This window comes from Motilimonas thetidivivens (assembly GCF_046452435.1).
Taxonomy (GTDB): Bacteria; Pseudomonadota; Gammaproteobacteria; order Enterobacterales; family CBDFNC01; genus Motilimonas.
Genome location: NZ_JBKFDK010000007.1, coordinates 177,882 through 189,038, shown reverse-complemented (window position 1 = coordinate 189,038; position 11,157 = coordinate 177,882). Strand labels below are relative to the sequence as shown.

11 protein-coding genes are annotated in these 11,157 nt (G+C 45.1%); 1 reads left to right on the top strand and 10 read right to left on the bottom strand.

The genetic code is table 11. The features are described 5' to 3' along the window. Positions 1 to 157 precede the first annotated feature (157 nt). From yacG to ACK8OT_RS07880, 6 genes are all read right to left on the bottom strand, one after another. Positions 158 to 346 carry a DNA gyrase inhibitor YacG gene (yacG, locus tag ACK8OT_RS07905; RefSeq protein ID WP_410195958.1) on the bottom strand — a complete coding sequence of 63 codons (189 nt, stop codon included), beginning with the start codon at positions 344 to 346 and terminating at the stop codon, positions 158 to 160. Positions 347 to 357: 11 nt separating this feature from the next. Next, a complete protein-coding gene (zapD, locus tag ACK8OT_RS07900) occupies positions 358 to 1,083 on the bottom strand; it encodes a cell division protein ZapD (RefSeq protein ID WP_410195957.1) in 726 nt (241 codons plus the stop codon). Between the two features lie 79 nt (positions 1,084 to 1,162). Continuing rightward, positions 1,163 to 1,765: a dephospho-CoA kinase gene (gene coaE, locus ACK8OT_RS07895; protein WP_410195956.1), complete on the bottom strand. Its 603-nt coding sequence runs from the start codon at positions 1,763 to 1,765 to the stop codon at positions 1,163 to 1,165. Further along, on the bottom strand, positions 1,765 to 2,157 hold the full coding sequence (gene mutT, locus ACK8OT_RS07890; RefSeq protein WP_410195955.1) for an 8-oxo-dGTP diphosphatase MutT: 393 nt from the start codon (positions 2,155 to 2,157) through the stop codon (positions 1,765 to 1,767). The genes coaE and mutT overlap by 1 nt, the downstream gene beginning before the upstream one ends. 149 nt (positions 2,158 to 2,306) lie before the next feature. Continuing rightward, a complete protein-coding gene (gene secA / locus ACK8OT_RS07885) occupies positions 2,307 to 5,051 on the bottom strand; it encodes a preprotein translocase subunit SecA (RefSeq protein ID WP_410195954.1) in 2,745 nt (914 codons plus the stop codon). Between the two features lie 71 nt (positions 5,052 to 5,122). After that, positions 5,123 to 6,046: a peptidoglycan DD-metalloendopeptidase family protein gene (locus ACK8OT_RS07880; protein WP_410195953.1), complete on the bottom strand. Its 924-nt coding sequence runs from the start codon at positions 6,044 to 6,046 to the stop codon at positions 5,123 to 5,125. Positions 6,047 to 6,076: 30 nt separating this feature from the next. Here ACK8OT_RS07880 and ACK8OT_RS07875 point away from each other — a divergent pair, with 30 nt between their 5' ends. After that, positions 6,077 to 6,562, top strand: a complete 486-nt coding sequence (locus tag ACK8OT_RS07875; protein WP_410195952.1) for a DUF721 domain-containing protein — start codon at positions 6,077 to 6,079, stop codon at positions 6,560 to 6,562. A 121-nt stretch (positions 6,563 to 6,683) separates the two neighbouring features. On the opposite strand, the gene lpxC is transcribed toward ACK8OT_RS07875, so the two are convergent. The 4 genes from lpxC to ACK8OT_RS07855 form a co-directional block, all read right to left on the bottom strand. Next, positions 6,684 to 7,598, bottom strand: a complete 915-nt coding sequence (gene lpxC, locus ACK8OT_RS07870; protein WP_410195951.1) for a UDP-3-O-acyl-N-acetylglucosamine deacetylase — start codon at positions 7,596 to 7,598, stop codon at positions 6,684 to 6,686. Between the two features lie 166 nt (positions 7,599 to 7,764). Continuing rightward, on the bottom strand, positions 7,765 to 8,937 hold the full coding sequence (gene ftsZ / locus ACK8OT_RS07865; protein WP_410195950.1) for a cell division protein FtsZ: 1,173 nt from the start codon (positions 8,935 to 8,937) through the stop codon (positions 7,765 to 7,767). A gap of 39 nt (positions 8,938 to 8,976) precedes the next feature. Continuing rightward, positions 8,977 to 10,233: a cell division protein FtsA gene (gene ftsA, locus ACK8OT_RS07860; RefSeq protein ID WP_410195949.1), complete on the bottom strand. Its 1,257-nt coding sequence runs from the start codon at positions 10,231 to 10,233 to the stop codon at positions 8,977 to 8,979. After that, entirely contained in the window at positions 10,214 to 11,017 is an 804-nt protein-coding gene (locus ACK8OT_RS07855) for a cell division protein FtsQ/DivIB (protein ID WP_410195948.1), read from the bottom strand. Before ACK8OT_RS07855 ends, ftsA begins: the two co-directional genes overlap by 20 nt. Between the last annotated feature and the right edge of the window lie 140 nt (positions 11,018 to 11,157).

Here is an 11,157-nt window from a genome sequence, read left to right as displayed (position 1 = left end):
CGCTCGGCGAACATATCACTCATTCCCTGAGCAAGCTCAGGTCCTACAAAAAAGACCAATCAATCAGCGCAACAGAAATGGGAGCTATATTTATACAGCGAAACAATGCGTTAAGGGCTGGTTATTCGCGATTTAAAAATCGCTCCTAGACGACCTACTAGAAATCTTCTGGATCTTGTTTCTCTGGCGCAAATGCGGGCTCTCCTGCAATGCGCTTTTCTTCATCGGCCCATTCGCCTAAATCAATTAACTTGCAACGCTCGCTGCAAAATGGGCGAAATGTTGATGAGGGTTGCCATAACACCTCGGCTTGGCAGGTTGGACAATTGACTTTAGTAATACTCATGAACTCTACCTTTAACAGCTGGCGATTTGGAACGGTATATCTTGCGCTTGCTCGTCACCATGGGGCAAAAAGCGAATAGCATAGCGGGTTTTGTGGCCACTCACAGTTGGGTAAAATCCTAACGTCGGCGATATCTTAATCCGAATAATGTCAGCATTCTCCGCTACGTCTTGGTAAAAGCCATTTTTAGCCACTACAGAGCTAAAGTGACTGCTATCGCGACACAGCTTTAAATTGAGCTGCAGGGCGCCAATCAAGGGCTGAAAGTCGGCTAGCCAGCGCTTACAATCCGCCGCTTTTTCTTCTTCAGTTAAGTTTAGCCAGAAGTAAAGCTGAGGCAAATCAAAGCTACACAGACCACCGGGTATCGAAAAACGTTGGCGCACCGAAGATAAAAAGCGATCTTCCTTTAAGGTTTGGGTGATCCGGCTTAATCGAGGTAGCTGATAAATAAACTGATTCAGTTGCTGCTGCAGCATAGAAATACGACTTTGGTCCACACCTGGAATGGTGGCCCAATGATTTACTGAGGCAAGGTGCCTTTCTAAATCTTTCGTTAAATCAGCACGCACCTCACAGCGCTCCATTAGCTCATGCAGATCTAGGATCCCCTTAAAAAAGGCCTCGGGGTCGCTAGGCGCGGCTAAATGACGGCTTTTTGCTATTTGCTCAAAGATATACTCAAGACGAAGATAACTTCTGCTTTTTTCATTTAGTGGATGTTCAAAAATGACCATTTAGAGATAAAAAACCTAGAACTGATAACAAAGCACAGAGTGTAGCGCTTATATGACAAAATGTTGAGCCTGATCTCGATTAATTTAGTGTCATACTGATCAACTGCTGATGCAAGGCACCGACTTGCTGCTGTAACTCGCTCAAAGAACCTGAGTTGTCTAATACAAAATCAGCCTGTTCAAGACGCTGTTGACGAGAAACTTGCGCTGCCATGATGGCGCGGATCTGCGCTTGGCTATTATTATCTCGCGCCATGGCGCGGCTCACTTGCAGCGATTCAGGCACATCAACCACAATGAGCTTATTGATGTATTGCTGCAACTGGTTTTCAATTAACAAAGGGGCTTCTAAGATAGCATAAGGCCCATTGCAGGCATTAAGCTGCGCCAACATAGATTGGCGGATTAGCGGATGTAGCAGCGCATTTAACCAAGCTTTTTCTTCTGGGTCTTGAAAGATCAGCTGACGTAACTTAGCTCTATCTAGCTCACCTTTATTGGTCAAAATACCTTGGCCAAAGTGAGCCGTAATTTGCGCCAATGCGGCGCAACTGGAATCCGGCGCAACCACTTCACGTGCCACTAAATCGGCATCAACTACTTCAATGCCCAATTGCTTAAAGCAAGCACTGGCGGCCGATTTACCACTGCCAATGCCCCCCGTTAAACCAATGATCAACATTAAAAATCAGCCATTAATTTAGCCACTATCGGCTGATTTGCGTCGGGGAAGGTATATTGGTCTAACTCAGAAATTGCGACCCATTTAACTTCTTGACCTTCCAGCCCTGCTGCCTCGCCCGTGAACTCTTGGCTTAGCATAAAATCGAGCAACACTTGTTTGTCTGGATAATCAAAACTGATCGATTGGTAATGGCTGGCATGCTTAATAGACAATGCGACTTCTTCTTCAAGCTCACGTATCAGTGCTTGTTCAGGCGTTTCACCCGACTCAACCTTACCGCCAGGAAACTCCCATTTACCACCTTGATGTTGATGGGCTAAACGGCGACTGATCAGCACTTGCTGGTTGGAATTAATAATGATGCCTGCGGCAACGTGGATTCGTTTCATATTGTTCGGATATTGATAAGTGTGCTGGAGATGGGATCTGTAGGAGCCTTAGTTTGTGGGAGCTGAGCTTGCTCAGCGAAAATATCAAATCGCCCCATAACTGGGGCTCCCACAATGTACAGAAGCTAATACAAGTTAGTGAATCTGGCTTAGCTTAATTTACCGTGACACTGTTTGTATTTTTTACCTGAGCCACATGGACAAGGCTCATTGCGGCCTACTTTAGGTTGGTCGCGGACAAAGGTTTCTGTGCCTTGCTCGGCTTGCTCTTCGGCCACGGCTTCTGCTAGCTGGCTTTGCGCGCTGGCATGCTGATAAGCTTGCGCTTGTTCTTGAGCTTGGGCTTCACGACGACGTTTTTCCTCTACAGCGTTAACGTCATTTTGCGTTTGTACTTGCACCTTAGCCAAGATAGCAACCACATCATGCTTGAGGTTTTCTAGCATCTCGGTGAATAGCTCAAACGATTCGCGCTTGTACTCTTGTTTCGGATTCTTCTGTGCATAACCACGTAAATGAATACCTTGACGCAAGTGATCCATCGCCGCTAGATGCTCTTTCCATAAACCATCAAGGGTTTGCAGCATCACCGCTTTTTCAAAGTTCTGGATAACTTCCTTACCTACTACTTCTTGTTTCGCAGCGTAAGCCAGACGCGATTGGTCTAAGATCTGCTCACGTAGCTTCTCTTCATCCATCTTATCGTCATCATCTAGCCATTTTTGCAGTGGCAACTCTAAAGCAAAGTCGTTCTTTAAGCGGGCTTCTAAATCAGCTACTTGCCACATTTCCTCAAGTGATTGAGGCGGAATGTATTGATCGATCGTGCTGTTAATCACGTCTGCCCAAATCACTTCGATGGTTTCCGAAATGTCGCCACTGTCCATTAAGTCGTTACGTTGCTCGTAAATCACTTTACGTTGGTCATTGGCAACATCATCAAATTCAAGTAGCGATTTACGCATGTCAAAGTTACGGCCTTCAACCTTACGCTGTGCATTTTCAATGGCGCGAGAAACCCAAGGGTGCTCGATGGCTTCGCCGTGCTCCATACCGAGTTTTTTCATCATATTGGAAACCTTGTCTGAAGCAAAAATGCGCATCAGCGGATCTTCCATTGATAAATAGAAACGGCTTGAACCCGGATCCCCTTGACGACCAGAACGACCACGTAATTGGTTGTCGATACGACGTGATTCGTGGCGCTCGGTACCAATAATATGTAAACCACCCGCTTCCAGTACCGCATCATGTACTTTTTGCCAATCGGCTTTGATTGCCTCTAGCTGCTCAGGCGTTGCCCCTTTCTCTTGGGCATCATCTAAGCGCATTTGTAAGTTGCCACCCAGTACAATGTCGGTACCACGACCGGCCATATTGGTCGCAATGGTTACCGCTCCTGGCGTACCCGCTTGAGCCACAATTTCAGCTTCTTTTTCATGGAATTTGGCGTTAAGTACTTGGTGCTTGATTTTTGCTTTGTTCAAAAGATTAGACAAAATCTCTGAGCTTTCGATGGATACGGTGCCCACTAGTACAGGCTGCTTGCGCTCAACACAGTCCTTGATGTCTTCGATAATGGCATCGTATTTTTCTGCTGTCGTAAGGTAAACCAAGTCACCCATGTCTTTACGAACCATAGGTTTATTAGTTGGGGTTACCACGGTTTCTAAGCCATAGATACTTTGGAATTCAAATGCTTCGGTATCGGCTGTACCTGTCATACCCGCTAACTTATCGTATAAACGGAAGTAATTTTGGAAGGTAATAGAAGCCAGTGTTTGGTTCTCATTTTGAATTTTAACACCTTCTTTGGCTTCAACCGCCTGATGCAAACCTTCTGACCAACGACGCCCTGGCATAGTACGTCCAGTGTGTTCATCAACAATCACAATCTCGTTGTCAGGGTTGACGATGTAATCGACATTTTTTTCAAATAAGGTATGAGCACGTAATGCGGCGTTAACATGATGCAAGATTGAAATACTTGAAGCCGAAAACAGTGACTCGTCTTCGCCGAGAATGCCACGCTCTTGCAGAATCTCTTCAACTTTGATTTGGCCGCGCTCGGTTAAAAATACCTGCTTGCTCTTTTCATCAACGGTGTAGTCACCTTCACCAACGTATTCTTCAGTGTCTTCCTTATCTTGCTTCTCAAGTAGCGGAATGATCTTATCTAATTTGATGTAAAGATCTTGGTTACCTTCCGTTGGGCCGGAAATAATCAAAGGGGTACGCGCTTCATCAATTAAGATGGAGTCCACTTCATCGACAATGGCGTAATAAAGTTCACGCTGGGTACGCGCTTGTGGTTCAAACGCCATATTGTCACGTAGGTAATCAAACCCAAATTCGTTGTTGGTACCGTAAGTAATGTCAGCGGCATAAGCGGCACGTTTTTCATCTGGGCTCATACCCGAAAGGTTAATGCCAACCGTTAGGCCAAGAAATTCAAATAGACGTTGGTTCCACTCGGCGTCACGCTTGGCCAGATAGTCGTTCACGGTAATAACGTGCACACCTTTGCCGGTGATCGCATTGAGATAAGCAGGTAAGGTCGCGGTCAGGGTTTTACCTTCACCGGTGCGCATTTCAGCTATCTTGTTATCATGTAAGATCATGCCGCCCAATAGCTGCACGTCAAAATGGCGCATGCCAAATACACGCTTTGAGCCTTCTCTTACCACAGCGAAGGCTTCTGGCAGAAGTTCGTCTAAGCTTTTACCTTGCTGGTATGCTTCTTTAAATTCTTGGGTTTTTGCTTTTAACTCTGCATCGCTTAAGGCTTCAAACTCTGCTTCTAGACCATTGATCTGTTTAACAACTTTACCTAGTTTTTTAAGAAGTCTGTCGTTTCTGCTGCCGATAATTTTGGTTATTATTTTGTTAAACATCTATCAACTCTCGCGTGTTTTTATTAAATCTTGCTCAATCCTTGGCAAGTTAAGTTATTTTTAAATCAGTATTAGCCAGCTTTGCGGTAAATATACTTACGGGGATTAACCTGCTGTCCATCTTTTATTACTTCGTAATGCACATGCGGCCCTGTGGAGCGACCTGTGGTTCCCATTAAAGCGATGGTCTGTCCTCGGGTCACCACGTCCCCTTCAGAGACATTGATCTCTTTAGCGTGAGCATACCGTGTCGAGAATCCATCACCATGATTTATCTCAACTAATTTACCATAACCGGTTTTGGTGCCAGCCCATGTCACTATGCCTGCCGCCGTGGCGGTAATAGGCATACCATTGCGACCCGCAATATCTACCCCTTTATGATAGCGAGCTCGTCCCGTAAATGGGTCGCTGCGCACACCAAACAGTGAAGTGATATAGCCTTTACCTTTAACTGGCATGCCATGGATCATACTGTCATTAGAGATATGGTGATTCATCAACACAGATTCAAGTAGTTGCATTTGTTCTTCGTTATTTTTTATTTCAAATGCCACTTCTTCAATCTGTTGGGTGAGTGTTTTAAGGTCAACACTCAACACTAAATCGTGATCGCTGATAGGGCCGCCCATCGGCATTGGCTGGGAAAAATCAAACTCGCCGTCTTCCAGTTCTGCCTGTTCCGCTAAGCGACCGCCTAAGGCATTTAACCGGCTCACCTGCGCCTGCAGCTCTCCCACTTTGGTGGCAAGTAACACTAACTGCTGATCTGATTGTTGTTTCAGCCGTTTTAACTGCTCATTTTCTTTGCTTAAATTACCGGTAATACTGGCGATCTTATATTGCATTATCGTGGCAGAATAGCCGTCATAGAGGCGATGACCAACCATGGCGGTGATAAAAGCAAATAGTACTAATAAAAACCAAATCCACTTTAGTTTTATGACTATGCTATGCCGATGTTTCTGACCGGCGTAAATTACTGTTACACTCATGCTTATACTACTCGATTAGACCTAACTAAGATGCGTAAAAATCATCCTTGTGCGCTGACTCAATTAGCCTCTGATGTCAATTTCAGAAAATTAAAAGAACGCGCTGATCAATTATCAGCGCTCGACAGGGTACTACAAAGCGTGCTGGAACGACACCAGATAAAACATGGTAAGATCGCAAATTTCAGAACTGGAACCCTATTCATCGCCTTGCCCAGTGCTGTTTGGTTAACGCGCTTTAATCAAAAGCGTTCAGATATTTTGTCTGAACTGCGTCAACATTTACCTTCCCTTGTCAGCATCGAAGCAAAAATTAATCCTGCTTTAGCACATAAAACCACTCCATCAAATCCCCCTACTGTCACTTATAAAGCGAATCCACGCGTCATATCTAGCACATCTGCGGGCTATATATTAAGTGCGGCTGAACATGCATCGGGAAGTTTAAAAGAAAAACTCGAAAGATTAGCTGCACTGGCAACAGAGAGAAAAGCCAGTGCAGACAATGACGGCTAGCACGAAAGTCTAAGCCCAAATTTAATCGCTTAAAAAATACCTAACACCATAAACTATGACTCATAGTGATAGCTCTTGATAGCTAGATATGACTATAGCTAAGTTTATGCCACCAATCAGACTAAGCTAATAGTGGTGACAAGTAGGTTACGGCTTGCTCTGCTTCTTGCTCAAAGCTGACCATTTCCCATGCATTTTCATCGGCTAATAAAGCGCACAACAGTTTGTTGTTAAGTGCATGGCCGGTTTTATATGCTTTTAGTTCACCCAAGATGGTGTAACCACTTAAGTATAAATCACCGATAGCATCGAGCACCTTATGCTTAACGAATTCATCTTCGTAACGAAGACCATCTTCGTTTAGCACGCGGTAATCATCCAGACCAATCGCGTTATCTAAACTAGCACCCAGAGCTAAGTTATTCGACTGCAAATACTCAACGTCACGCATAAAACCAAAGGTACGCGCGCGGCTGATTTGCTTCAAAAACCAAGGGCCAGAAAACTCACTGACGATATGCTGGTTTTGGCCTTCAATCACCGGATGAGCAAAGTCAATTTCAAAGTCTAAGCGGAATCCCTTTTTAGTCGGATTCAGCTCAGCCCATTTATCCCCATCTTCTACGCGAACAGGCTGCTTGATGCGGATAAATTTCTTGGCTGCGCTTAATTCTTCAATACCGGCTGACTGCAGTAAGAACACAAATGGGCTGGCACTGCCATCCATAATTGGAATTTCTGGTGCGTCAACATCGATCACTATGTTGTCGATTCCTAGGCCTGCTAATGCTGCACTTAGGTGCTCAACAGTCGAGATTTTTTCACCCGACTCGTTTACTAAACAAGTACAAAGCATGCTTTCTTGCACGGCATGCGCAGTCGCTTTAATGCTTACCACGGGATCAAGATCCACACGACGGTAAACAATACCAGTATTGGCGGGCGCAGGACGTAAAGTCATGGTGACCTTGTTACCTGAATGCAAACCAATGCCTGTTGCTTCTACGCTTTGTTTAATTGTTCTTTGTTTAATCATTGAGTCTTCCGTATTTCAACACTGTCAGAGAGTGACACCTTAATATTACGAGCATTACTAACTGACCGCTATATGTGAAAACACCTACACGAAATCAGACTGTTTTTCACGCACTATGGCCTAACATGCTAACACATGTCACAGAATTTCCAAATAAGATGATTATTTAGTCTGCTTGCTTTCTAAGGAAAGCAGGAATATCTAAATAGTCAATCTCAGATTTTGCTTCTGCAGCTGGTTTAGCTTTTGGCTCTTCAGCTGGAGCGGGCGCTGGTGCTTGTTGCGCTGCCGGCGCAACCGCTGGCTCGTTCATCACCGCCGTGTTACCAATGGCTTCACGTACAACAGGTTTTGGATTAACTAATGTAATGTCTGGCTTACGCTCGCCGCCAATACCCGTTGCAACAACGGTGACACGAAGTTCGTCTGACATTTCAGGATCGATAACCGCACCCACAACAACCGTCGCGTTTTCAGATGCAAAGGTACGTACCGCGTTACCAACCGTTTCAAATTCTTCAATGGTGATATCAAAACCAGCTGTGATATTCACTAAGATACCGCGCGCGCCCGCAAGATCGACATCTTCAAGTAATGGGCTAGAAATCGCCGCGTCAGCAGCTTCTTCAGCGCGATCATCGCCGCGAGCCACACCGGTACCCATCATAGCAGTACCCATTTCTTTCATTACGGTACGAACGTCCGCAAAGTCGACGTTGATTAAACCAGTACGAGTAATCAGCTCAGCAATACCTTGTACCGCACCAAATAGCACGTTATTCGCGGCTTTAAATGCGTCTAATAAGCTGACACCGCGACCAAGCACTTTAAGCAACTTGTCGTTCGGAATAGTAATCAAAGAGTCCACTTCGGTCGCCAGTTGGGCGATGCCTTGCTCGGCATAGCTAAGACGCTTTTTACCTTCAAAAGCAAAAGGCTTAGTCACAACCGCAACGGTTAAAATACCCAATTCTTTGGCGATGCTCGCGACCACAGGCGCAGCACCAGTACCTGTACCACCGCCCATACCTGCGGCGATAAACACCATATCAGAGCCATCAAGTAGCTCTTTAATGGCTTCGCGATCTTCAAGGGCTGCTTCACGACCCACTTCAGGATTTGCACCCGCACCTAGGCCTTTGGTAATACCAGAGCCAATTTGTAACGTGGTGCCAGCATTTGAATTACGCAGCGCTTGAGCATCGGTGTTAACAGAAATAAATTCAACACCCTCAATATTTTGCGTTAACATATGCTCAACAGCGTTACCGCCGCCACCACCTACACCAACAACTTTAATGACAGCTTCGTCAGCATGACTGTCCATTATCTCAAACATAATTTCCTCTCCGTTTGCTTTGCCTGTTCGCAAAAAAAATTAAAACTCGCCTTTAAACCAGCTATGAACTCGCTTTGCTATCGAGCCAATACCATGACTTTGCTCTTTCTCTTGCCATGTCGTTATCTGGTTTGCTTTTTGATATTGCAATAGCCCCACCACAGTTGAATACACGGGTGAATCTACATATTCCGTTAAGCCTTTTACATTAAGGGGCTTACCTATTCTTACCTGAGATTGAAAAGTGACCTCAGCGGTTTCAACTAAGCCTTCAATTTGCGCCGCGCCACCTGTTAGTACCACGCCCGCTGCAAGTTGGTGCTTAACCCCTTGCTTCTTCAATTTCTCTTGTAACTTATCTAGCTCTTGCTTCACCAAGCCAAGTAATTCGCTATAGCGTGGCTCAATCACCTCGGCTAAGGTTTGGCGCTGTAAGCTACGTGCTGGACGCCCACCTACGCTTGGCACTTCGATGGTGTCTTCACGACTTACCAAGGAGCCCATGGCACAGCCATATTTGACTTTTACCACTTCTGCATCAGATGGAGGCGTACCGAATGCGTAAGCAATATCACTGGTCACCGCATTTCCTGCATAAGGGATCACGGCCGTGTGGCGCAATGCCCCACCAGTAAATACAGCTAAATCCATGGTGCCACCGCCAATATCCACCACACACACGCCTAGCTCTTTTTCATCTTCGGTTAACACCGCATAACTCGATGCCAACGCAGAAAAAATCAGCTGGTCGACTTTTAAATCACATCGTTCCACCGCTTTCACAATATTTTTTGCCATGTCGTTATGGCATGTGATCAGATGCACTTTGGCTTGCATCCTCACGCCCGACAAGCCCACTGGATTTTTGATGCCCTCTTGGTAATCGATAGCAAATTCTTGCGCGAGCACGTGTAAGATCCTGTGTTCATCGCGGATCCGCACCGATTTAGCGGTATGAATAACGTTATCGACGTCATCTTGAGTGACTTCTTCATCGGAAATCGGCACCATGCCAATTTCGTTTTGGCAGCTAATATGTTTACCGGAAATACCTAAATAGACAGACGTGATCTGGCAATCGGCCATTAACTCAGCTTCACGTAGCGCACGCTCCACCGATTTAACAACGGAGTCAAGATCGTTCACGCCACCTTTATCCATCCCTTTGGATTTATGAATTCCGGTACCGATAATATTAAGTTCGCCATCGGGCAACACTTCACCTATCAACGCGGCGACCTTAGTGCTCCCTATATCTAAACCAACAATTAATTTTTTATCCGTTGCTTTGGTCATCTGGCTCTCTTTCTGGTTTCCAACCTACCGCTACGCCGGTGTCATACCGTAAATCTACGTAAGCGACTTTTTGTGCATCCAGTAATGGATAAATATCAATAAACCTTTGTACCCTATCAACTCGTTGTTCACGCCCTAGCTTTAGCTCGATACCTTGTTTTAATTGAATATTCCACGCATATCTGTGGGTCAATTCAACGGCTTCAATACTAAACCCATTTAACGCCAACAAGCTTTCCAACTGCTGGTACACTTCCAACACTTCTTTAGAGCTATGCTCTGGACCATACAAATACACTAAAGGGTCTTTAATCTTATCCTGCGGTGCATTGAACACCTCACCTTTAATGTTTAACAGGTCAACTTCATTCCAAAAAGCACTGGGTCGTTGCTCTTGTAAAAACACTTTTAATCTATCGGGCCAGCGTTTACGTACTGAAGCTGAGTAAACCCATGGCAAACTTTGTAAATTTTCTTGCAACTGATTCACATCTAAAGTGAAAAAGTTTTGCGATTCAGGAATTGCGAGTAACACTTGGCGCACTTCATCATCGCTCACATATTGGCGTTCACCTAACAAAATCAGTTCGCTCATGGGTAATTGCTTTTGGTCAGTTAACCATTGCGATACCTTCAAGCCAGTCCAATACAGACCAATCAGCACACAGATAAAAAAAGCCAGACCAGCGAAAAATGCTGCTCGACTCGGAGCATGGCCATCATTAACTGGCGCTTGCTCCTTAGACTTTTCTTTCCTATTTCGTTTAGCGACACGTGCCGTCACTGCTTTTCCTTTCAAAATTGTTAGTAGACCTCAGTCTGCTAACCTGCAACAGAGTGCAACCATTTCGTAAAAAAATGTTACAAACGCTGCATTATATCGAGCATTGTGCTGGGTTCAATCTCATTACTGTGTTTAACACC

Bases quoted from the DNA above. Each gene is read 5' to 3' on its own strand.
- coaE (WP_410195956.1), bottom strand. From the start codon at position 1,765: ATGTTGATCATTGGTTTAACGGGGGGCATTGGCAGTGGTAAATCGGCC.
- zapD (WP_410195957.1), bottom strand. From the start codon at position 1,083: ATGGTCATTTTTGAACATCCACTAAATGAAAAAAGCAGAAGTTATCTT.
- yacG (WP_410195958.1), bottom strand. From the start codon at position 346: ATGAGTATTACTAAAGTCAATTGTCCAACCTGCCAAGCCGAGGTGTTA.
- lpxC (WP_410195951.1), bottom strand. From the start codon at position 7,598: ATGATTAAACAAAGAACAATTAAACAAAGCGTAGAAGCAACAGGCATT.
- ftsA (WP_410195949.1), bottom strand. From the start codon at position 10,233: ATGACCAAAGCAACGGATAAAAAATTAATTGTTGGTTTAGATATAGGG.
- ACK8OT_RS07880 (WP_410195953.1), bottom strand. From the start codon at position 6,046: ATGAGTGTAACAGTAATTTACGCCGGTCAGAAACATCGGCATAGCATA.
- ACK8OT_RS07875 (WP_410195952.1), top strand. From the start codon at position 6,077: ATGCGTAAAAATCATCCTTGTGCGCTGACTCAATTAGCCTCTGATGTC.
- mutT (WP_410195955.1), bottom strand. From the start codon at position 2,157: ATGAAACGAATCCACGTTGCCGCAGGCATCATTATTAATTCCAACCAG.
- ftsZ (WP_410195950.1), bottom strand. From the start codon at position 8,937: ATGTTTGAGATAATGGACAGTCATGCTGACGAAGCTGTCATTAAAGTT.
- secA (WP_410195954.1), bottom strand. From the start codon at position 5,051: ATGTTTAACAAAATAATAACCAAAATTATCGGCAGCAGAAACGACAGA.